We start from the raw sequence: 20,883 nt of genomic DNA on the forward strand, positions 1-20,883 counted from the left end.
CTATTCGTGCGCGGCCACGCGGTTGCGGCCGCGACGCTTGGCCTCGTACAGGGCCTCATCGGCGCGCTTGAAGGTGTCCTTCAGCGGTTCCCCCGGCTGGTGCTCCGATACCCCGATGCTGACGGTGATATGGCCGGGGCCCGGGAAGACTGCCTTCCCGACCCGCGAGCGCAGGGTTTCGGCGACCTTGCGCGCACGGGGCAGTTCGGTGGCCGGCAGCAGGATCATGAATTCCTCGCCGCCCCAGCGGCCCACTACATCGGACTTGCGCAGGCGGTCCTGAAGGACCCGCACCAGGGTCTGCAGCACCTCGTCGCCCACGTCGTGGCCGAAGGTGTCGTTCACGTCCTTGAACCGGTCCAGGTCCAGCAGCAGGATCGAGAACGAATCACCGTGGCGGTCGGTGCGGTGGGCCTCCTGTTCCAGCAGGCTCTCCAGGTGACGCCGGTTGGGCACGCCGGTCAGGCGGTCGTGCAGGGCCTGGCGTTCCAGCTCCGCCTCCAGGTGTTTCTGCCGCGAGATGTCGTGGAACACCGCCACGTAGTGTTCCACCGGTCCGTCGTCCCCGGATCGCAGCGCGGTGATGGACATGTACAGGGGGATCCGCGTCCCGTCCTTGCGCCGGTCCCAGACCTCGCCTTCCCAGTGGCCCTGCTCGTCGAGGCGGCCGAACAGGTCGGAATAGAAAGACCGGTCGTGCTCGCCCGATTTCAGCAGTTCCCGCGGGTTGGCGCCGATCGACTCCGCCGCGCTGTAACCGGTGATCTCCTCGAACGCCGGGTTGGCCCGCAGGATTCGCCCGTCGGCGTCGGTGATGAAGATCGCATGGCTGGCGCGGAAGGTCGCCGCCAGCAGTTCCAGCTCTTCCTCCAGTTCGCGGCGTTCGGTGATGTCGACCAGGTAGCCGTGATAGTGATCAACCGCCCCGAATTCATCGCGTTCGATGGTGGTGAAGTCGAGCATCCAGCGCCACCCGCCATCACGGTGGCGCATGCGGTAGGGGCTGTGCTGGAAGTTCGCGCTGCGGTCTTCGGTGTGCGCCAGCACTTCCCGGTCCAGGCGTTTGCGGTCGTCGGGATGGACCAGGTCGTTGTGCGGCGTGCGTTCGCCGGCCAGTTCCTGCGGGTCGTAGCCCAGGATCTCGCGTACGTTGGGCGAGACATACTGGATGGGCCAGCCCGGGGCATTGTCCCAGGCAAAGATCAGCGTCGGGCCGGCCATGAACAGGTTGCGCTCGCGTTCCAGCGCCAGGCGCTGTTCGCGCCGGGTCAGTTCATGTCCGATCCACTGCGCCATCAGGTTGATCAGGTCGCGCTCGAAGGGCACGAAGGCTTCGCGCGGTCGCCGCGCGACAAAGCTCAGCACCGCGCGCAGTTCGCCGTTCACGTGCACCGGCATGCCGAAACATGCGCCGGCCGCGGGCGTGTCCGAGATGCTGCAGCCGTCGGTCCGGGCCTCCGGGGCATGGAAACCCACCGGGCCGGTTTCCGCGAGGGCGTTGTCGCAGAAGGTGGCACCCGTTTCTCCGGCTTCCCGCGGGCCCTCCGGCCACTCGCCGGCGGCCTCCAGGATGCGCCGGCTGCCGTCGTCCACCCGCACCAGGCGGCCGTGGTCCATGGCGAATTCGCGCAGGCCGAGTTCCAGCAGCGCGCGCAGCTTGCCGGCGTCTTCGGTGTCCGCGGTGCTGGTGATCCGGTGCAGCTCCTGCAGCGCGTTCTGCCGGCGCTGCTCCAGGGCCTCGCGCGCCTTCTCCGGGCGGATGTCGCGGATGATGGTGGAGTAGTACTCGGGCTCGCCGTCGCCATCGAAGTGCGCAATGATCCTCTGCGACACGGGTATCTCGTGGCCGTCGACATCCAGCAGCGCGGACTCGCCTTCCCAGAAACCGGTGCGGCGGGCGGTCGGGAGCCCTTCCCGCTGCAGTCGGCGCGTGGCCCATTCGGGGTGAAGCCACTCGCCGGCGCGCTCTCCGGAGAAGTAATCGCGATCCTGCTCCGGGGCCGCGCCACCTTCCGCGCCCGGCAGGCCCAGCATCTCCTTGCCGCCGCGGTTCACGTAGTGGATGCTGCCGTCGGCATCGGCCATGGAGACGAAGTCCGGCGTAGCCTCGAGGATCTGGATCAGGCGTTCGCGGCCGCGCTCGGCCTCGCGCTGCTCGGTCACGTCGATCCCCACCCCCTGAAACGCGGTGATCCGGCCGTCCGCGTCGAAGAACGCCCGGTTGCTCCACATGATGGTGCGCAGCTCGCCGTCGGCCCGCGGCAGGGTGTTCTCGAAATGTCCCACCGGCCGTTCCGGGGTGAAGCTGTCCAGATGCGCGCGGACCCGAGCGACGTCCGCCTCCGGGGTCCAGTCCAGCCAGCGCTGGCCCAGGACCTCCTCCGACGTGCGTCCCTGGAATTCCAGCATCGCGCGGTTGGCATGCAGAAGCGTGGTATCCGGGAGGTAGCGGGTGACCAGATGCGGGTGGTCGTCCACCAGGCTGCGGTACAGCGCCTCCTGCTGCGCCAGTTCGCGGCGTGCGCGGTGGCGGGTCACGGCGTAGACCAGGCTGCGCTGGAGCAGGTCTTCGCCCAGCCGGTTCTTGCTGAGGAAATCCTCGGCCCCCGCCTCGATGGCGTGCGCCCCGGTGGCCGCATGGTCGTCGCCGGTGAGGACCACCACGGGGACCTCGCGGGTCGTCGACAGCACCCGCTCCAGGGTGTCGTCCGGGTCCGAATCGGGCAGGTTCAGGTCCAGCAGGACCGCGTCGACCGCGGTGGCGTCGCGTGCCAGGTGCTCCCGGGCCTCCTGCAGCCGGCCGCAGTGTGTGGTGTCGAACCGCGTGGTCCCGGTCGGGATTGTCAGCAGATCCCGTACCAGGGCCGCATCACCCATGTTGTCCTCGATCAGCAGAACGCTGAGGCGAGGGGACTCCTCGGGGCGGGGGATCTCGGACGCTCGGAGCGGCATCGGTTCCTTCCGTGCATGGTTCACGGTCTGCAGGATAACCGCTGCCTGTCGGCGAATACAGCGACGGTGCCCGAGCTCAGGCCGGGGCGGGTGCGGCGGACCACTCCGTCGGGGGTGTCCAGTGTTCCAGCCAGCCCTCCAGCGCGTCCGGCGGCAGCGGGCGGGCGATGGCATAGCCCTGGCCGTTCTCGCAGCCCATGCCGATCAGGATGCGCCCCTGTTCGACCGTTTCCACGCCCTCGGCCAGGACCAGGCGGTCGAACGCCCGGGCCAGGCCCACCACCGCCTCGATGATCGCCCGGTCATCGGCGTCCTCCAGCATGTCGCGGACATAGCTGCGGTCCATCTTCAGCGCGTTGGCGGGCACGCGCTTGATGTAGGTCAGCGACGAGTAGCCGGTGCCGAAGTCGTCGATGCTCATGGACACGCCCAGTTCGCGGACCGCACGCATGTTCGCCTCCGCCGCCGCGGCGTTGTCGAAGGCGGTGCTTTCCAGCACCTCGATCTCGAGGTCGCCGCGCGGGATGTCCGGATGGCGATCCAGGATGTTTTCCAGACGCCGTGGCAGGTCGCCGCTCTCCAGCTGCAGGGCGCCGATGTTGACGCTGACCGGCAGATGACGGCCGGCCGCGCGCCAGGCCTCCATCTGGCGCATCGCCTCCTCCAGCATGTACTCGCCCAGCTCGATGGAGACCGGGTCGTTTTCAATGGTCGGCAGGAACTCGCCCGGCGTCAGCAGGCCGTGATCCGGATGCCGCCAGCGCACCAGGGCCTCAACGCCCAGGATGGTGCCGGTGCGCATGTTCACCTTGGGCTGGTATTCCACGCTCAGTTCGTTGCGATGCATCGCCTGGCGGAATGCGTTGATGGTGCGATGCCGGCTGGCCACCCGCTGGTACTGGCCATGGTCGAAATATTCCCAGGCCCGGTCGCGGCGCAGCTTGGACTCGTACAGCGCATGGTCGGCCTGGCGCAGGACCGTTTCCGGGTCGAGGCCGCTGCGTGGCGGGCGGATCGAGATCCCCGCGCTGACCGAGACGTTCTCGCTGGCGCCGGCCGGTCCCTTGTCGGACACCGGCAGGTGATGCCCGGCCTCGATCACGGTACCCATGATCTCTTCCAGGCGTTCGATCGCCCCGGAGCTGCGCAGCACCAGGATGAAATCGTCGCCGCCGCGGCGTCCGAGCAGGGCATCGTCGTTCAGACGTTCGCGCCAGCGGCGGCTCAGTTCGGCCAGGATCCGGTCCCCGGCCGCCGTGCCCAGGCGGTTGTTGAGAGCACCAAAGTCGTCCACGTCGATGGATATCAGGGCCAGGGCCGTATCGTCGTGCTCGGTGGTGACCTGCTCCAGCGCCTGCATGATCCCGGCCCGGTTGGGCAGGCCCGTCAGCGGATCATTGAACGAACGCCATTCCAGTTCGCGGCGGTGTTCCAGCTCGCGGGTCATGTCCTCGTAGAAGGCGACGCGCAGCCTGCGGCCGTGATCCCGGAGTTCGCCGCCGCGGGTGATGCGGACCGGGACGTCGCGCTGCGTGGCGGTGCGCACCCGGCTGTACAGTGGCGGGTTCTCGTGCCCGGCGGGGGCCTCGGGCGGTGCCGTCAGGTGCGCGGCAATCCGCTCGCGTTCGTCGTCCGGGTGCAGATCGGTGATGGGCCGCTGCTTCAGCTCGTCCTCCGCGTGGCCGGTCATCCTGCAGGCGGCGGGGTTGGCGTCGAGTATGCTGCCGTCTTCGGCATCCAGGATCAGCAGGGGGTGGATGAAGCAGTCGAACAGGGTGCGAAAGCGGTTCTCGGCCTCTTCCTGCCCGCGCGAGGCGAGCTGTTTGGCGAACTGCGAGACCTGGCGCTCGATATGTACGTAGGTGTTGAGGAGGGATTCCAGGCTGGACGGTGACTGTTCGCGGAAATGCCGCGCGGCCCGTTCGCGCGCCTCGGCCACCCCGACCCCGGCTTCCAGTGCGTTGATGGCGGCGGCCATCTGCTTGTCGCTGCGCAGGATGTGCAGGGTCAGCCAGCGGACCAGGAACTCCAGCAGGGGCTGCAGGCGGTACTCCTCGGGGCCCTCCAGGGCGGCGATGCGGTCCAGTTCGTCGATGAACCCCGCGTGGGCCTGGCAGTGGCGGGCGAACCACTCGTCATCCTGAAACGCCCGCGCCCAGATGCCTTCCTCGGTCTCGAAGTGGTAACGCGCGTAGTCGCGCAGTTCCGCCACGATCCCGTCGGCCGTGGCCTCGTCGGTGCCCTCCAGCACCGTGCGGGCCAGGCGGTTGATGAGGTCCACCAGGTAATGATGCTGGCGGTCCACCTCGGGGATGCGGGTCAGGAATTCATCGCCCCAGGGGAAGATCTCGAATTCGTCCGTGTTCATGGTGCTGCTCCAATTCCCGCTGATTCCTCCGGGTAGAGTGTACGCACCGCAGGGCGGGTTTTCCCACCGGCCGCTTGTGGCAGTCCGGGGCACCGCCGACGGGAGCCGCGGTGCGGCGGGCCACGGTCAGGTCACCGAGACAGGATTCCAGCAGCAGCTCACGGATGATCTCGTGTTCGGGATCGGCACCGGGGCGCCCGCGGCAGTCTTCCGGGCACAGTCGTCCGGATTCCATGAGGTCGGCGAGCTCCCGGCCCTGCCATTCGGCGACCACCCGGCGCGAGTCACGGTCGAGGATGCGGACGCGGGGGGACGGGCATTCCAGCCAGGCATCGAGGGTCAGCATGTGGAACTCCTTCTTGAAGTAAATGCGACTCGTTCGCATTCAATAGTCGTCGTTCCGGCGGCTTCCGTCAAGTGACGGATGTCTCGTCTTCCCGGGGCCGGCGTTTCCTTCAGGCGTCCAGGCGCAGGACGAGCCGCGGGTCGCCCGCGGCCGGCTGCGGGGAACGGTGCACCGCGGCCTGTCCGGCGCCGCCGGGGAAGCGTTCGCCCTTCATCAGGATCGCGTGCCCGCGGGCGATCCGCAGGGGGGCATGGCCGGCGAGCACGCCGTCGTTGTCGCCGCAGCCCAGGCGGCTGCGGTCGACGTGGCGGTCGTCCACGTATTCGGTGCCGGGGCCGGTATAGCTGCACAGCATGCGCAGCTCCAGCTGGTCCACGTGGAACAGCGGGCAGGGTTGTTCGTCCAGCACCTCCAGTTGGACGCGCAGGATCACGCGCCGGGTGACCACCGCGAAGTTGCGCGCCAGGTGTTCGATGTCGAGGGCCAGGTGATGGATGTCGAACGGCCGCGTTCCCGCCGCCTCCAGCATGCCGGTGCGGATCTGGTCCGGCCGGCCCCGGAGATCGAGTTTCAGTCCGGGGCTCTGCTCCGCCAGGGTCTGTGCCTGAAGCCGCAGCTCCTCCGTTTCCGTACGACGCCAGATCAGGGCGTTGACGTCCTCGCGCCGGATCCCGTGCAGCTCGGCGGCCCGGTCAATGAAACGATGCCGGGACGCTGCGGTCGCGCGGGTGCGGGGACGGGTGCTCACGAGATCACCTCGGTTTCTTCTTCGGTCTCTTCCGCGCCGTTCTGCAGCCGCCACTCGGGGAAGGGGTCGCGATACTCGCGCCAGGCGTCGGCTCCCGCGGCCAGCTCGTCGTCGTCCAGCAGGCAGGCGTCCAGGGGCTGGCGGATGGTGTCGGGATCCATGTCGATGCCGATCACCACGATCTCCTGGCGGCGGTCGCCGTAGCGTTCGTCCCAGTGGGGCGCGACGTGGTCCTGCCACCAGTCGGCGTCCACCGGCCGGCGTTCCGGAGGCACCGAGGCCCACCAGAAGCCGGCGGCGTGATGGGTCAGCGCGCCGCCGGCCTGCGACAGCGTGCCCACCCAGTCCGGTCGCGACGCCAGCCAGAACCAGCCCTTGCTGCGGATCACGCCGGGCCATTCCTGATGGAGCAGGTCGAAGAAACGCCCGGGGTGGAACGGCCGGGTCGCCCGGTAGACGAAACTGTGGATACCGTACTCCTCGGTTTCGGGGGTGTGGTCACCCATCAGCTCCCGCGCCCACCCGGGGGCCTGTGCCGCACGGTCGAAGTCGAAGCGTCCGGTGCCGAGCAGTTCGCGCGGGTCCGTGCGCCCGTGCGTGATTTCCAGCACCCGGGCCTCGCGGTTCAGGGCCCGTACGACCCGATGCGCCTGGCGGCGCTGCTCGTCGGTGGCGCGGTCGATCTTGTTCAGCAGGATGACGTCGGCGAACTCGATCTGGTCGACCAGCAGGTCCACGACGGTGCGTTCGTCATCCTCGCCCAGCGATTCGCCGCGGTCGCTCAGGTCGTCGGTGGAGGCGTAGTCCTGCAGCAGGGAGGCGGTGTCCACCACCGTGACCATGGTGTCGAGGCGCGCGACGTCATCCAGCGAGGCATCGTTCTCGTCGCGGAAGGCGAAGGTGCTGGCCACCGGCATCGGCTCGGAGATGCCCGTGGACTCGATCAGCAGGTAATCGTACTGGCCGGATTCGGCCAGGCGGCGTACCTCCACCAGCAGGTCGTCGCGCAGGGTGCAGCAGATGCAACCGTTGCTCATCTCCACGGTGCGGGCGTCGGTGCGCGAGACGCCGCCCTGATCACCGTGGTCGACGTGGTCGCCTCGCACCAGCGCGCCGTCGATGTTGATCTCGCTCATGTCGTTGACGATCACGGCGACCTTGAGCCCTTCCTGATTGTGCAGCAGGTGATTGAGGACGGTGGTCTTGCCGGCGCCGAGGAATCCGGAAAGGACGGTAACGGGCAGACGTTCGGTCATGGCGGGCTCCCGGGGATTGTGTTGGATGTCACTCATGGAACAGATGTTCGGTCGCTTCCATGCGCTCCTTGGCCTCCACGCTCAGCGTGGCGGTGGGGCGGGCCAGGAGTCGGGGCAGGCCGATGGGGTCCCCGGTCTGCTCGCAGAAGCCGTAATCGCCGGTCTCGATGCGATAGAGGGCCTCGTCGATCTTCTTCAGCAGCCGGTTCTCGCGTCCCCGAATCCGCAGTTCGAGCTGGCGGTTTTCCTCTTCGCTGGCGCGGTCCAGTTCGTCCGCGGCCTGACTGCTCTGGCGCAGATCGGTGCGCACCTGCTCGATATCGTCGAGGACCTGTTCACGCATGGCCTGCAGGCGTGCGCGGAAGAACTCGAGCTGCTGCGGGTTCATGTAAGCCTCCTCGGGCATCGCGAGGAGCTCGTCTTCGGTGCGGGGGGTGTTATGGATCGTCTCGCTCATGGCGTTACAATATAACGTTACTGACCCACGGTCACAACGGCCCCGGGCCGATGACCCGAACTCTTGCGGGAGAAACGATGGACGCATACAGCGAGCACCGGAGCACCGACCTGCCGGACGTGGCGACGGGGACATCGCGCCGCGCCTCGAGCCTCGACTGGGTGGGCATGGAGCGCATCGCACTGCCCCTGCAGGTGGCCGGGCAGCCGGTCGCCGCGCGCGCCGATGCCGGGGTCAGCCTGGACGATCCGAAGGCCCGCGGCATCCACATGTCGCGGCTCTACCTGGCCCTGCGCATGCTGATCCACCGCGAGCTGGACTGCGCGCGGCTGGACCACGTGCTGGATGCGTTCCTCGAGTCGCACGAAGATCTGTCGGGGCGCGCCGCGCTCTCGCTGGAGGGCGAGGCACTGCTGGAACGGCCGGCCATGGTCAGCCCCCTGGCGGGCTGGAAGGCGTATCCGTTTCGCGTGGATACGGAAAAGGACGACCGCGGTACGCAGATCCGTCTCGGGATCGAGATCGGGTATTCCTCGACCTGTCCCTGCTCGGCGGCACTCGCCCGCCAGGCCATCCAGGAACGCTATGATCAGGACTTCGGGACGGCGCCGCCGGATCCGGACCGGCTGCGTGAATGGCTGGGCAGCGAGGCGGGCATCATGGCGACACCGCACAGCCAGCGCAGCCGGGCGTGGGTGGAGGTGGGCCTGCGGCCGGATGCCGAGACCTTTCCGTTCCGCTTTCTGGTCGATCGGGTCGAGCAGGCGCTGGGCACCGCGCTGCAGACCGCGGTCAAGCGCGCCGACGAGCAGGCGTTTGCGGTGGCCAACGGTGCGAACCCGATGTTCTGCGAGGATGCCGCGCGGCGACTCGACGAGGCCCTGGAGGCCCCGTTCGGGGCGCGCGGTTACCGCATCCACGTGCGCCACGAGGAGAGCCTGCATGCGCACGATGCGGTGGCGCGGGTCGAGCGGCCGCCGCGCGGGGCCTGAGGCCGGGCAGCAGGGCTATTCCTGTTCTCCGGCCTGTTCTCCGGCCTGACCGTAGAAGCGCTGCAGCGGGTCCTCGAAGCTGCGGTGACGGTCGGCCATGGGCTCCGCCGAGATCAGATAGTCGGCGCCGTACTTGAGTCCTTCCTTCTGCCGGGCGATCGGCAGGGCGCGGGCGCGCAGCTGCTCGATGTAGCCGCGCATGGACTCGGCGGTCCCCGGATCGGTGAAATGATCCAGCTGGCGCAGCGCGAGGTCGAGCTGTCCGTTCACGAAGCGTTCGCGGTAGCGGATCGGGAAGTAGCGCGTCTCCATCACCCGGAAGCCCGCCTGGCCCAGCTGGCGGAGCACCCAGGGGGAGGGATACTCGCGGTACGGCATGCTGCCGCTGAGCAGCAGGCAGGCATCGCGGACACGGCCGATCTCGCGCACCAGGCGTCCGGCCTCGGTGTCGGGTTCGCTGGGCACGTAGGGTTCCACGCCGATGATGTACAGCCGCTGGCCGACATGCGGCCGGATACGGTGCAGGGCCTGTTCCTGCCAGTAGGGAGAGAAGCCCTCGATGGCACCGATGAAGTAGTCCAGCAGTACGGTGTCGAAGCGCTCGCCGTACAGCAGGTGTTCGGAGTGCCAGTTGCCCACCAGCACGCGGTCCTGTGGCCGGCGCCGGTCGCCCGCGGCCTCCTGCACCGTGCGCGCCATGTTCTGCGAGGCGGTGATGGCGGTCCAGCGTTCGGTGTCGAGCGCGGTGATCCACTCGATGGACTTGCGGCCGGTCCCGGCATCGAGAAAGCTGCCCCAGGGCAGCGATCCCTGCATCTGCTCGATGGCCTGAAAGATTGGCGAGCTCGTACCCGAGCCCTGCGGCTTTTCGCTCATGGTTGCATTCCTTGGTTGCAGAGGGAGATCGGAGAATCAGTGTGTGCGCCGCAGGGCGGCGCCCGCCCGGGCCAGCAGAGCCAGAAGCAGCAGCACGACCACCAGCACCGGTGCAAAGGGTTGATCCAGTGGCAGGCTGAGGCTCCACGCGACCAGGAAGCCCGCAATCGCCAGGCCCTGGGTCCACAGCAGCGCCCCGGTCAGGCCGCGGGCCAGAAAGGCCGCCCCCCAGGCCGGCAGCAGCAGGGTGGCCAGCGCCGCGGGCATGCCCAGCACCATGCTCCCGAGTACGATCACGGCAACCAGCCATGCGGTCTCCAGCCAGCGCGCGACCGTCGGGGGTGCCGGCGCGGCGGGAACGTCCGGGGCGAGCTGGGCATGCAGCCAGACCCGGCGCAGCCACGGCCACAGCACTGCGCTGGCCACCCCGGCGACGACCACCGCGCCCAGCTCGCCCGGGCCGGCGAAATACAGCTGTCCCTCGGCCCAGGCGGCCGCCGCGATGCTTGCCTGCGAGAAATTGGCCGCCAGCAGGGTGACCGCGGCCAGCCCGCCCAGGAACAGCGCCAGCGGCAGGCGCTCGGTATCGCGTACCCGCTGCAGCAGCGCCATCACCCCGGCCCCCAGGGCCAGCGCGACCGGCAGCACCGGCCAGTGCAGGACCGAGGCCAGCACGCCACCGGCGGCGGCCCACTGGCCCAGCGCCAGCGCCTGCCAGACCGAGCCGCGCAGGAACAGGCCGCTGCCCGCCAGCGCCAGCACCAGCGTGATCAGGAATCCCGCCACGAAAGGCGTCAGCAGCAGGTCAGTCATGGGCGTCGAGGTAGTCCTGCAGGGGGTGGCGTTCGACGCCGAGGGTGCCCAGCAGTTCGTCGTCGTGGCTGGTCATGACCAGAGTGGCGCTCGCGGGCAGGGCGGTGATCAGTTCCACCGCGGCCGCGCGGACCTCGGCATCCAGGTGGTTGGCGGGTTCGTCCAGCAGCACCAGGTGGGGACGGCCGGTGTCGGCGCCGGCCTCCACGGGCGCCAGTACGGAGGCCAGGCGCAGGAGCTGCCACTGGCCGCCGCTGAGTTGATCCAGACGCCGGCGCAGCAGCGCCCGGATGCGAGGGTGTTCGGGCACGCGCGTACCCATGGCCCGGAACCAGTCGTGTCCGGAAAGGGGCCATGGGTACGGGCGCGGATGATCCTGGGCCAGCAGGCTGATGCGGGTGCCGGGAGCGGTGGTCAGCCGCCCCCCGTGCACCCGCGCCTGCCCCGTCAGGCATTTGAGCAGCAGCGACTTGCCGGACCCGTTGGGGCCGGTGAGCGCCCAGCGTGCCCCGCCCGGGACCGCAAGACTGAGCGGCCCGAGGACGGGGCGGTCAAAGCCCGGGCGCGCGGCCCGGGCCTCGATGACGGGGGAGTCGGACATCCGCGCAGCCTAGCGGGTGCGGAAGGTGGATGCCCAGGTTTCCATCAGCTCGAGGTAGCCGTCCAGGCCGGCGTCCTGGGGCGGATCCAGCGGTACGGCGTGGCTGTCCCAGCCGAGTTCGCGCTCGAGGAATTCGGCCCCGCGCGGCGGCTGGAACTCGGCGTACAGCACGTGACCGTCCATGCCTTCCAGCTCGCCGACCAGGCTCTGCAGGTGGCGACCGGTGGGCGGGATACCCGGTGCCGGTTCGAGGTAGCCGACGACCGTGGCGGGCAGCCATTCCTCGAGATAGTCGAGGTCTTCGTGATAGACCACGATGTTCTGGTCGGGGGCCAGTTCGCCGGCGAGGTCTTCGGCATGCTCGCGCAGCCGCTGCGCGGTCTCTTCCGCGCGCTCGCGGTAGACGTCCGCATTGGCGGAGTCGAGCTCCGCGAGCCGCTCGCCCAGGGCCAGGCCGACTTCCGCCATGCGCAGGGGATCGACATTGAAATGCGGATTGCCCTCTTCATGGACGTGGCCCATGTTGGGCCCGTCCTGGGTGATGGAGCGGCGCAGATCGACCTTGCCGGCGGCATAGAAATGGCCGGGCTGCCCCTCGTTGATGGCCGGGTTGGACGCGCCGCGGGTGGCGGCCGGCAGCCAGCCTTCTTCCAGCCCGGCGCCCAGCTCCAGCAGCAGGTCGGCGTTGCGCAGGGCGGCCATGAAGCTGGGCCGGGCATCCAGATAGTGGGCGTCTCGGTCGGGCGCCGCCAGGACACGCACGCGGGTTTCGTCGCCGCCGATTTCACGCGCAAGCGCTCCCAGGCTGGAGGTCGTGGCGACCACGTTGAGCTCGTCCGCGGAGGCCTGAGCGGGCAGGAACAGTGCGGTGGCGAGTGCGGCGCCGGTCAGGGCGGAGAGCCCGATGGCCGGACGTTGCTGCGGGGTCTTGCGGTTTTTCATGGATACTCCTTGAAAAATGCAGGTTTTGCGCGAGGCCCGTGGCGGGGCCTCGCGCTCCTTGAGGGGTCGATCAGAAGCGGTGCGCGCCGTGCGCGCCCAGCGCCACGTTCACCTGGAACATGAATTCCAGGCCGCGATCGCGGTCGCCATGATCGTCGACGAAGTCGTTCTGCGTGAGCTGCGCGCGCAGGAACACCGGCTCCACCGGCCGGAAGGTGACCTGGGCCGAATGGCGGTACGAGGTGTCGAAGGACGGGATGGCTGTATCGAGGTCATCACGCTCGATGCGGCCGTCATTGGTCAGACCCAGCGCCTCGGTCCGCAGACCGGCCTCCCAGCGGGGAGCGAAGCCGTACACGCCCTGGACGTAGAGGCCGTCCTGCCTGGACTTGCCGCTACCCTCGATGCCATGGCGTTCATGGGTGGTATCAAACTGTCGGCGCTGATAATCGAGGTCGACCTCACGGTAGAAATATTCGCCCTGAACCCGCCAGTCGCCGTGACCGTAGGCGCGCCCGGAACTGTACTTGTACACCGCGTCCAGGCCGGCGAACCATGCATCACCATCCCACTCCTCGAGACCCGAACCATGTTCGGTTTCCTGTTGCCACGTGTTGGCATAGCCCCCGGAGACGCCGAACTGAGCCGCATGATCCGGCCCCAGGTCCGGGCCGACCTTGGCGAACGCGGTAACCATGCGGGGACCGGATACATCGGAAAATGACGAGTGGATCGTGTCGTCCCCATCGGTGTGAGAGCCGCCGCTCCCCTCGTAGGGGATAAAGCTGTTGTCGCCCTGCAGGAGCTCCACGCCCAGCTGGGTGTAGGTCTCCGTCGGCGCGACCCAGGTCCCCTGAACGCCGATTTCCTGCAGGCCGTGGTCGCCGAACAGGTATTCGTTTACCAGCGGGCGGTCGACGAAATCCCAGTCGTGGACGTGGCGGCTGTTGATGTAGCCGATATCCGACAGGAACTTGCCCGCCTTCAGCTGGAGGCCGGCCGGCAGGGAGCGGGTGGTCAGATAGGCCTCCTCGACCTCGATGTCGCTGTCGTCGAAGCCGATCATCAGGGTGCCGTCCAGCAGGCCGCCCAGGTCGGCCTCGAACACCAGTTCGTTGTGGCCGAGGTTGAAGCCGTCGTCGAAGGAGTGGTCGTGGTCGTGATCATGGCCGTGGCCATGGTCGTGCCCGTCGTCGAATCCGGCGGGCTCGTGAACCCCTTCGCTCATCTCGTTGTAGTAGACCCCTTCCAGGATCAGCGAGATGTCCATGCCCCAGTCCGATCCCGAGTCGTCCTGGGCCTGGGCGGCGGCCAGGGCCGGCGTGGCGCAGGCCAGAACGGTCAGGCCCGTGAGGGCGTTGCGATGGTGTCGCGCGTTCAGCATGTCTTTTCTCCCCTTGTGAACACTGATTGCCTCCGTACATCGCTATTAAGACGTTATAGCGTAACGAACGAGCGCAAGAACGATATAATGTAACAATAGAGCGGTACAAGGGGCCGTCACCCCGGTGGGGGCAATGCCGGGAGGGAGAACGGAAAAAAGGAGCCGCCCGTTACAGCGGGCGGCCAAGCGTAGCGGAGGTTGGAGAGACAGGGGGGCGAAGAGGCCCCGGTCCCGGCGACACGCCAGAGTCCGACAACAATCGCGCATCTAAGTGAGAATTATATGCATCCGCGTTTGGGTGTCAACGTGGCCGATTCCAATGGCGCGGTTCATCGACCCAGCGGGGCGGCGGGTTGCCGGGGCTCAGGGCGCCGGGGCGCCCAGCCCGGCCTCGCGGAAGGCCTCGGCCCAGCGTTCAAGCTTGGCCTCGACGCCCAGTCGGGCATTGGCCGGGCTGGTGGAGGGGAGGCGCACCGCGGTCACGCCCAGCGCCCGGGTCTCGCGGATGCGGCGGGCGCTCTCCGCGCCGTTGTGGACGATCAGGCGCAGGCCCGGGGCCTCGCGTATCAGCCGGCCGAGATCGTTGGGCTGCGGATTGCGGATGGCGCTGTCCAGACTGCCCTCGCGTGCGCAGGCGCCGTAGATGTCCCACAGCCCGACCCCGCAGTCGAGCAGGCGAGCGTAGCGCTCCGGCCAGGACAGTTCCGGGAACGGCGGTCCGAGGATGCGCGCCATGATCGGCCAGAACTGGTTGCGCGGATGGGCGTAATAGGCGGCCGCCTCCAGCGAGGCGACCCCGGGGAAGCTGCCCAGCACGACGGCCCGGGTATCCGCGCGCAGCACGGGCTCGAACGCCTGCAACTCCGGACTGGAAAGCGGCACGGTCATCCCCGGAGCACTTCGGGCCGAAAGGTCAGAGCGACTGACAGTCGCGGCACAGGCCGTGGAGTTCCACCGTGCGGGTTTCGATGGCGAAGCCGGTCTCGGCCGCGGCGGCCTCCAGGGCATGGCTGGCGGTATCCGGGGTGTGAAATTCGATGATGCGGCCGCAGCCGTCGCAGATCATCAGCGCGGATTCGTGGCGTTCCCCGGGGTGGCTGCAGGCGACGAAGCCGTTAAGGCTCTCGATGCGGTGGATCAGGCCCTGCTCCAGCAGGAAGGCGAGGGTACGGTAGACCGTCGGCGGCTTGATGCTGCGGTCCTCGGACGACAGCGCGTGGATCAGGTCGTAGGCCTTGATCACGCCGTCGGTGCGCAGGATCTGTTCGAGGATGCGGCGGCGCTGCTCGGTCAGGCGCGCGCCGCGCCGGGTGCAGACCCGCTCGGCCTCGTCCAGGGCCTGCTGGATCGCGGCGTCGTCGGTGGTGTGCTGGCGGGTGGCCGTGGTCATGCCGCCAAGCTTAATCCATATGCACGCGCGGGGGCGAACACGGTCCGGAGCGCTTACTGCAGCAGCGACAGCGGAGGGGCCTCGGCGTCGGCGTCTTCCCCGGGATCGCGATGATGATAGACCACGCTGTTGCGGCCCACGTGCTTGGCATCATAGAGCGCGTTGTCCAGCCGCTTGAGCAGGGCATCGGCATCGTCGTCCGGGTGGATGACGGTGACCCCGAGGCTGACGGTCACGCGCCCCGCCCCCTCGAACGCCGTGGCGGCCACTTCGCGGCGCAGCCGCTCCGCCATCCGCCGGGCGCCGTCGGGGCCGGTTTCCGGCAGCAGCACGACGAACTCCTCGCCGCCCCAGCGGGCAAGGAAATCGGTCCGGCGCAGGGCGTCGGTCGTCCGGCGCGACAGCTCGACCAGTACGCGGTCGCCGGCGTCGTGGCCGCAGGTATCGTTGAGACGCTTGAAATGGTCGATGTCGAACAGGATGGCGCCCGCGTCGTTTCCGTAGCGCCGGGTGCGGGCGAGGGCGCGCTCCAGCTCGGCATCGAAACGCTGGCGGTTGAACAGGCCGGTCAGGCGGTCAGTCGTCGCCTCCCGTTCCAGTTCCGCCTCCAGGCGCTTCTGCTCCGAGATGTCGTGGAACACCGCAACGTAGTATTCGAGCTGGCCGGCCTCGTTGTGCACCGCGCTGATGGTCTCCCACTGGGGATACACCGTCCCGTCGCGCCGGCGGTTCCAGATTTCACCTTCCCATTGCCCGCGGGTCTGCAGCTCCTTCCACATGCGGTGGTAGAACTCCAGGTCCTGATGACCGGACTGCAGGATGCGCGGGTTTTCGCCCAGGACCTCCTCCTCGGCGTATCCGGTAATGCGGGTAAAGGCCGGGTTGGTGCGCAGGATCCGGCCGTCGGGGCCGGTGACCAGGATCGCCTGGGCGCTGTCGAAGGCGGCGGCCATCAGGCGCAGTTCGCGCTGGCTGCGGTAGCGCTCCATGGCATAGCGCAGGGCGCGCGACAGCAGGTCGGGCTGCAGCTCGTCCTTGGGCAGGAAATCCTGGGCCCCCAGGCGAATCGCCCCGGTGCCGGTGCCACGTTCCTGGTGGCCGGTCATGACCACCACCGGCACGCCGGCGCTCGCCTTCAGCAGCAGGCGCAGGGTGTCCAGGCCCTGGGAGTCGGGCAGTCCCAGGTCCAGCAGGGCAACGCTGAAGGGACGCTCCTTCAGCAGCTGCAGGGCCTGATCCAGGCGGCCGGCGCGTTCCACCGTGTACCCCGGGTCGGCGACTTCCTCCAGCAGGTCCTCGACCAGGTCGGCGTCGGCCGGGTTGTCCTCGACCAGCAGGAGCCGATGCCGGGTCATGGGCACATCCGGGACGGGTCCGACGGGGGCAGGCCCGCGCGCGAAGGCAGGCAGACGCTGTCGATCCAGAAATCGCCCAGACACCGGATCAGTTCGAGGAATTCGTCGAAATCCACCGGCTTGGTCAGGAAGGCATTGGCCCGATGGGTGTACGAATGCACGACGTCGTCCGGTGCCGAGGAGGTGGTCAGGACCACGATCGGCAGGGTCTGCAGCTGCGGATCGTTCTTGACCGCGCTCAGCACCTGACGGCCGTCCATGCGGGGCATGTTGAGATCCAGCAGCAGCAGCTCGGCTTGCGGCGCGTCGGCGTACGGACCTTCGCCGCGCAGATAGGCCATGGCCTCCACCCCGTCGCGTACCGGGCGCAGGTCGGCCGAGAATTGATGGTGCTCGAAGGCCTCCTGCAGGAGCTCGACGTCTTCCGGCGAGTCTTCGGCCAGGAGGATGGTGACGGGTTTCATCGGTTACGGTCCGGTGCTGGCAATTCTGAAGTTGACGGTAGTCTATCGATTGCCCTGTGGCCAATGCGATTGTCCCGTCGCTCCGCGCTGGAGTTCACTCGGGGACAGTCGCAGCCACTGGTTGCCGCGGGAGGGTGAAGCGGAACGTCGTGCCGTGCCCCTCGCCGTCGGACTCGGCCCGGATCTGCCCGCCATGGCGCTCCACGATCCGTCGGGCGAGCGCCAGCCCGGCGCCGGTGCCCTCGTACTCGCCGCGACCGTGCAGGCGCTGGAAGACCTGGAAGATGCGTCCGATCTGTTCCGGATCGATGCCGATGCCGTTATCGGTGACGCGGATCTCCCAGTGATCGCCCCGGTCCGTGCAGCCCACGTGGATCTCCGGGGTGGTTTCGGGGGCGCGGTACTTGATGGCGTTGGACAGCAGGTTCTGGAACAGCCGCATCAGCTGTCCGGCGTCCCCCTGCACCGTGGGCAGCGCCTCGCGGGTGATGCGGGCCCCGCTGTCGGCAATGGCGGCCTGCAGATTGTCGCAGGCATCGTCCAGCGCCCGGTCCAGCGCCACCGGCGCGAAGGCCTCGCCCATGCGCTGAACCCGGGAGTACTCCAGCAGGTCCTGGATCATCTGCCGCATGCGCGCGGCCGCGTCGGTGGCGGTGTCGATGTAGCGCCGGGCCTTGTCGTCCAGTGCCTCGGCATGGCGCCGCTCCAGCAGCCCGAGGTAGCTGTTGATGATGCGCAGCGGCTCCTGCAGGTCGTGCGAGACCGCGTAGGCGAACTGCTCCAGCTCGGCATTGGAGCGTTCCAGCTCCATCTCGATGCGCTTGCGCTCGGTGATGTCGCGGATGATCGTCGAGGTCTGGGCGATCGCACCATCCGCGTCGCGATGGATCAGCACCACCTGCGACGCCGGTCGTTCGCGGCCCTCGGCGTCCAGCAGCGCGGTCTCGCCCTGCCACAGGCCGTGTTCCATCGCGGCCGGCAGGGCCTCCTCGCGGACGCGCTCCAGCGCCCAGGGTGGATGCACGCGCTCGATGGTGCCTTCCACGGTGTCCATCTCGCCCGGCAGCCCGGCGCGGTTCCAGCCGGTCTCGGGGTCCCAGTGGTCGGCGAGCTCGGGCTCCGGCAGGCCCATCAGCCGGCGGCCGGCGGCATTGAGGTAGAGCATTGCCCCGTCCGGGCCGTGCATCGACACCACGTCCGGGGTGCTGTCGAGGATCGATACCAGACGCCGCAGGCTGTCCTCCAGCTGACGCTGTTCGGTGATGTCCTGCACCGTCCCCAGCATGCGGATTGCCCGGCCGTTGTCGTCGAACTCGGTGTGGCCACGTTCGCGCACGGTGCGGACCTCGCCGTCCGGCCGCACCACGCGATGCACGATGTCGTAGGGCTCGCCGGCGAACGAGGCCTCCAGCGCCGCCTGCACCGCCGTTCGGTCATGCGGATGGACCGCCTCCATGAAGGTCTCGTGGGTCACCGGGCCGTCTTCCGGCCGGCGGCCGAAGATGCGGTAGATCTCGTCCGACCAGCGGATCTCGTTCACGCGGAAATCCGAGACCCAGCTGCCCATGCGCGCGATCCGCTGCGCCTGGTTGAGCTCCGCCTCGCGCTGACGCAGCGCCTGCTCGGCCGCGACCCGGGTGGTGATGTCCACCAGCACCCCGTTCCAGACCGTGCTGCCGTCGTCCTGGCGTTCCGGGGTGGCCCGGCCGTCCAGCCATACCTCGCCCCGTTGCGGGTGTCGCACACGGAAGTGCTGCTGCCAGGGTTCGAGGGTCTCCCGCGAACGGGCCGCGCTGGCGCGGAGCGCCTCCAGGTCCTCCGCGGGAATGCGCGAGAACAGACGTGCGGCATCACCGGTAGCCTCCGAGGGCAGGAGGCCGGTGAGCTGCTCCAGGCCTTCGCCAAAAAACGGGAATCCGGGGGTGCCGTTGGCATCCTCGCGGTATTGATACAGGGCGCCCGGCAGGTGACGGGCGATGGTGCGCAGGCGGGTTTCGCTCTCCACGCGGTCGCTGACGTCCTGGAATGCGCCCACCAGTTCCTTGACCCGACCCTGCCCGTCGCGCAGCGCGACCAGCTGGTCCTCGATGTGCATCCAGTGGCCATCACCGTGGCGCTGGCGGTACTGGAGGCGACAGGTGCCACGCGCCCCCGCGGCCAGCCAGGCCCCCACGGCTTCAATGTTAGCGGCATGGTCATCGGGATGGATGTGGTGCTCCAGCCAGCGCGGGTTGCCGGTCACCTCCTCCGGCCGCCAGCCGATCACGGCCTCGGCGTTGTTACTGAGGTAGGTCATGGTGGCGAACCCGGCGGGATCCATGGTGTAGATCACCGCCGGACTGGTCTGCAGCAGGGTCTCCATGCGCTGGCGCGCGGCCTTGCGCTCGCTGATGTCCTGGAAGGACACCACCGCCCCGGTCGGTTCACCTTCTGAACCGTGCAGGGGGGCGGCGTAGACCAGCACCGGGAAGGCATGCCCGTCGGGGCGCCAGAAGACGTCCTCCCAGGCCTCCAGCGGCTTGCCGGTCTGCAGCACGCGGTAGATCGGGCAGTCTTCCAGCGGGTAGGGGCTGCCGTCGGCGTGGCTGTGATGGGAGGTCTCGTGGGATGCCAGACCCAGGGCATCGGCCTCCCGTTCGTATCCCAGCAGGCGGCAGGCCGCCGGGTTGAGGAAGGTGTAACGGCCTTCACGGTCCAGGCCGAACACCCCTTCGGCGAGGCTTTCCAGCAGCTGGTTGCGGAAGGCCTCGGCGGCGCGGATCGCGGAGATGTCGTGGAGGATGGTGGAGTAGCGATGCACCGCCCCCGTGTCGTCGCGATGCGCCACGATGGTCTGGGACACCGGGATCAGGCTGCCGTCCCCGGCCTTGAGTTCGGTCTCGCCTCGCCAGACTCCGTCGCGCGCCGCCGTTGGCAGGGCCTCCTCGTGCAGCCGCCGGCGTACGGGCTCGGGATGGAAATCGTCGATGGCGCGTTCGCCCGGCGTCGCCCGTCCGGTCAGGCCCAGGGCGCGGTCGAATGCAGGATTCTGGTACAGGATGCGGCCATCGGGGTCGGCCATGCCGATGAAATCGGGCGCGGCTTCCAGGATCTGCAGCAGCTCCCGTTGTTCGCGTTCGGCCCGATGGTGTTCGGTGACATCGTGGATGATGGAGTGCAGATAGCGCTTGCCGCGCAGCCACACCGGGCCGGAATAGACCTCCACGTCGCGGATCTCACCGCTCGCGACGCGGTGGCGAAAGCGAAAGTACAGCCGCTCCTCCTCAGCGGCCCGTTCCATCTCGGTCCGCACCTCCTCCGCGGAGAGGGTGTTGATCGCCTGGATGGGGCGGTTTTTCAGCTCCTCGATCGACCAGCCGTAGAAGGTCTCGGCGGCGGGATTGGCGTCGACGATGCGGCCGTCGTCCGGGTCGATCAGCAGCTTGACCGCGACATTGTTGGTGAACGTCTGCTGGTAGAAATGTTCGAGTTCGTCGTGCTCGGCCTCGCTGGCCTTGCGCGCGTCGATGTCGGTGGCGGTCAGGGCCAGGCGCGCGGCGCCATCATCGGCGTCGGGCAGGCGGCTCAGCGCCAGTTCCACCCACAGCGGCGGGCCCTGCCGGGGGAGCAGGCGGCATTCGTCGCGCCACTCGCCGGTGTCGCCGTGAACGACCGAATGGATCGCGGCTGCCACCCGGTCGCCCTCGGCGGAGGCCAACCACACCGTCAGCGTCTGCCCGACGAGGACGTCCGCTTCCCGGTCCAGCAGCCCGGACAGGCGCCGGTTGGCGGCGCGCAGACACCCGTCGGCGTCCACCACGGCCATGCCGACCGGGGCGTGTTCGAAGAAGGCGGAATGCGTGTTCTCGGGATCCATGGCGTGTTGCCCGCCGAAGATCGGGCGGCGGTCGGGAGACAGGGCCGCCAATTCTGCCACGCAGCGTCTGCCCGCACGAGGCG

General features: G+C 68.7%; 17 protein-coding genes. 1 reads left to right on the forward strand and 16 read right to left on the reverse strand.

Features of this window, described 5'->3' with window-relative positions:
• From C998_RS0104370 to dksA, 6 genes are all read right to left on the reverse strand, one after another.
• Positions 1-2,952, reverse strand: a complete 2,952-nt coding sequence (locus C998_RS0104370; protein ID WP_018869639.1) for a PAS domain S-box protein — start codon at positions 2,950-2,952, stop codon at positions 1-3.
• A 76-nt stretch (positions 2,953-3,028) separates the two neighbouring features.
• Entirely contained in the window at positions 3,029-5,320 is a 2,292-nt protein-coding gene (locus C998_RS0104375; protein ID WP_018869640.1) for a bifunctional diguanylate cyclase/phosphodiesterase, read from the reverse strand.
• The gene (locus tag C998_RS14425; RefSeq protein ID WP_018869641.1) at positions 5,280-5,666 is read right to left on the reverse strand and encodes a hypothetical protein; all 387 of its coding nucleotides are present in this window, start codon (positions 5,664-5,666) and stop codon (positions 5,280-5,282) included. Before C998_RS14425 ends, C998_RS0104375 begins: the two co-directional genes overlap by 41 nt.
• Before the next feature lie 109 nt (positions 5,667-5,775).
• Complete coding sequence (locus tag C998_RS0104385; RefSeq protein ID WP_018869642.1) at positions 5,776-6,414, reverse strand: DUF1826 domain-containing protein; 639 nt, start codon at positions 6,412-6,414, stop codon at positions 5,776-5,778.
• Positions 6,411-7,670, reverse strand: a complete 1,260-nt coding sequence (zigA, locus tag C998_RS0104390; RefSeq protein ID WP_018869643.1) for a zinc metallochaperone GTPase ZigA — start codon at positions 7,668-7,670, stop codon at positions 6,411-6,413. Before zigA ends, C998_RS0104385 begins: the two co-directional genes overlap by 4 nt.
• 28 nt (positions 7,671-7,698) lie before the next feature.
• On the reverse strand, positions 7,699-8,127 hold the full coding sequence (gene dksA / locus C998_RS0104395) for an RNA polymerase-binding protein DksA (RefSeq protein WP_018869644.1): 429 nt from the start codon (positions 8,125-8,127) through the stop codon (positions 7,699-7,701).
• 77 nt (positions 8,128-8,204) lie between these two features.
• On the opposite strand from dksA, the gene folE2 reads away from it, so the two are divergent.
• On the forward strand, positions 8,205-9,119 hold the full coding sequence (folE2, locus tag C998_RS0104400; RefSeq protein WP_018869645.1) for a GTP cyclohydrolase FolE2: 915 nt from the start codon (positions 8,205-8,207) through the stop codon (positions 9,117-9,119).
• A gap of 15 nt (positions 9,120-9,134) precedes the next feature.
• Here the strand turns inward: folE2 and C998_RS0104405 are convergent, their stop codons facing one another.
• From C998_RS0104405 to C998_RS0104450, 10 genes are all read right to left on the reverse strand, one after another.
• Positions 9,135-9,995, reverse strand: coding sequence for a class I SAM-dependent methyltransferase (locus C998_RS0104405; protein WP_018869646.1), 861 nt, complete (start codon positions 9,993-9,995; stop codon positions 9,135-9,137).
• Positions 9,996-10,031: 36 nt separating this feature from the next.
• Positions 10,032-10,808: a hypothetical protein gene (locus C998_RS0104410; RefSeq protein ID WP_018869647.1), complete on the reverse strand. Its 777-nt coding sequence runs from the start codon at positions 10,806-10,808 to the stop codon at positions 10,032-10,034.
• Positions 10,801-11,409, reverse strand: a complete 609-nt coding sequence (locus tag C998_RS0104415; RefSeq protein ID WP_018869648.1) for an ABC transporter ATP-binding protein — start codon at positions 11,407-11,409, stop codon at positions 10,801-10,803. Before C998_RS0104415 ends, C998_RS0104410 begins: the two co-directional genes overlap by 8 nt.
• A gap of 9 nt (positions 11,410-11,418) precedes the next feature.
• On the reverse strand, positions 11,419-12,351 hold the full coding sequence (locus tag C998_RS0104420) for a metal ABC transporter substrate-binding protein (protein ID WP_018869649.1): 933 nt from the start codon (positions 12,349-12,351) through the stop codon (positions 11,419-11,421).
• A 70-nt stretch (positions 12,352-12,421) separates the two neighbouring features.
• Positions 12,422-13,735 (reverse strand): hypothetical protein, encoded by a 1,314-nt coding sequence (locus C998_RS0104425; RefSeq protein WP_018869650.1) that lies wholly within the window; start codon positions 13,733-13,735, stop codon positions 12,422-12,424.
• Positions 13,736-14,098: 363 nt separating this feature from the next.
• Complete coding sequence (locus C998_RS0104430; protein WP_018869651.1) at positions 14,099-14,623, reverse strand: DNA-deoxyinosine glycosylase; 525 nt, start codon at positions 14,621-14,623, stop codon at positions 14,099-14,101.
• A 25-nt stretch (positions 14,624-14,648) separates the two neighbouring features.
• Positions 14,649-15,125, reverse strand: a complete 477-nt coding sequence (locus C998_RS0104435) for a Fur family transcriptional regulator (protein ID WP_018869652.1) — start codon at positions 15,123-15,125, stop codon at positions 14,649-14,651.
• 53 nt (positions 15,126-15,178) lie between these two features.
• Complete coding sequence (locus tag C998_RS0104440) at positions 15,179-16,480, reverse strand: diguanylate cyclase (RefSeq protein WP_018869653.1); 1,302 nt, start codon at positions 16,478-16,480, stop codon at positions 15,179-15,181.
• Positions 16,477-16,944 (reverse strand): response regulator, encoded by a 468-nt coding sequence (locus C998_RS0104445; protein ID WP_018869654.1) that lies wholly within the window; start codon positions 16,942-16,944, stop codon positions 16,477-16,479. Before C998_RS0104445 ends, C998_RS0104440 begins: the two co-directional genes overlap by 4 nt.
• A gap of 94 nt (positions 16,945-17,038) precedes the next feature.
• Positions 17,039-20,800, reverse strand: coding sequence for a PAS domain S-box protein (locus C998_RS0104450; protein ID WP_018869655.1), 3,762 nt, complete (start codon positions 20,798-20,800; stop codon positions 17,039-17,041).
• Between the last annotated feature and the right edge of the window lie 83 nt (positions 20,801-20,883).

Source organism: Thioalkalivibrio sp. ALgr3 (assembly GCF_000377325.1).
Taxonomy (GTDB): Bacteria; Pseudomonadota; Gammaproteobacteria; order Ectothiorhodospirales; family Ectothiorhodospiraceae; genus Thioalkalivibrio.

Coding starts and splice junctions, on each gene's coding strand:
- C998_RS0104370 (WP_018869639.1), bottom strand. CDS start 2,952: ATGCCGCTCCGAGCGTCCGAGATCCCCCGCCCCGAGGAGTCCCCTCGC.
- C998_RS0104375 (WP_018869640.1), bottom strand. CDS start 5,320: ATGAACACGGACGAATTCGAGATCTTCCCCTGGGGCGATGAATTCCTG.
- C998_RS14425 (WP_018869641.1), bottom strand. CDS start 5,666: ATGCTGACCCTCGATGCCTGGCTGGAATGCCCGTCCCCCCGCGTCCGC.
- zigA (WP_018869643.1), bottom strand. CDS start 7,670: ATGACCGAACGTCTGCCCGTTACCGTCCTTTCCGGATTCCTCGGCGCC.
- dksA (WP_018869644.1), bottom strand. CDS start 8,127: ATGAGCGAGACGATCCATAACACCCCCCGCACCGAAGACGAGCTCCTC.
- folE2 (WP_018869645.1), top strand. CDS start 8,205: ATGGACGCATACAGCGAGCACCGGAGCACCGACCTGCCGGACGTGGCG.
- C998_RS0104405 (WP_018869646.1), bottom strand. CDS start 9,995: ATGAGCGAAAAGCCGCAGGGCTCGGGTACGAGCTCGCCAATCTTTCAG.
- C998_RS0104410 (WP_018869647.1), bottom strand. CDS start 10,808: ATGACTGACCTGCTGCTGACGCCTTTCGTGGCGGGATTCCTGATCACG.
- C998_RS0104415 (WP_018869648.1), bottom strand. CDS start 11,409: ATGTCCGACTCCCCCGTCATCGAGGCCCGGGCCGCGCGCCCGGGCTTT.
- C998_RS0104420 (WP_018869649.1), bottom strand. CDS start 12,351: ATGAAAAACCGCAAGACCCCGCAGCAACGTCCGGCCATCGGGCTCTCC.
- C998_RS0104425 (WP_018869650.1), bottom strand. CDS start 13,735: ATGCTGAACGCGCGACACCATCGCAACGCCCTCACGGGCCTGACCGTT.
- C998_RS0104430 (WP_018869651.1), bottom strand. CDS start 14,623: ATGACCGTGCCGCTTTCCAGTCCGGAGTTGCAGGCGTTCGAGCCCGTG.
- C998_RS0104435 (WP_018869652.1), bottom strand. CDS start 15,125: ATGACCACGGCCACCCGCCAGCACACCACCGACGACGCCGCGATCCAG.
- C998_RS0104440 (WP_018869653.1), bottom strand. CDS start 16,480: ATGACCCGGCATCGGCTCCTGCTGGTCGAGGACAACCCGGCCGACGCC.
- C998_RS0104445 (WP_018869654.1), bottom strand. CDS start 16,944: ATGAAACCCGTCACCATCCTCCTGGCCGAAGACTCGCCGGAAGACGTC.
- C998_RS0104450 (WP_018869655.1), bottom strand. CDS start 20,800: ATGGATCCCGAGAACACGCATTCCGCCTTCTTCGAACACGCCCCGGTC.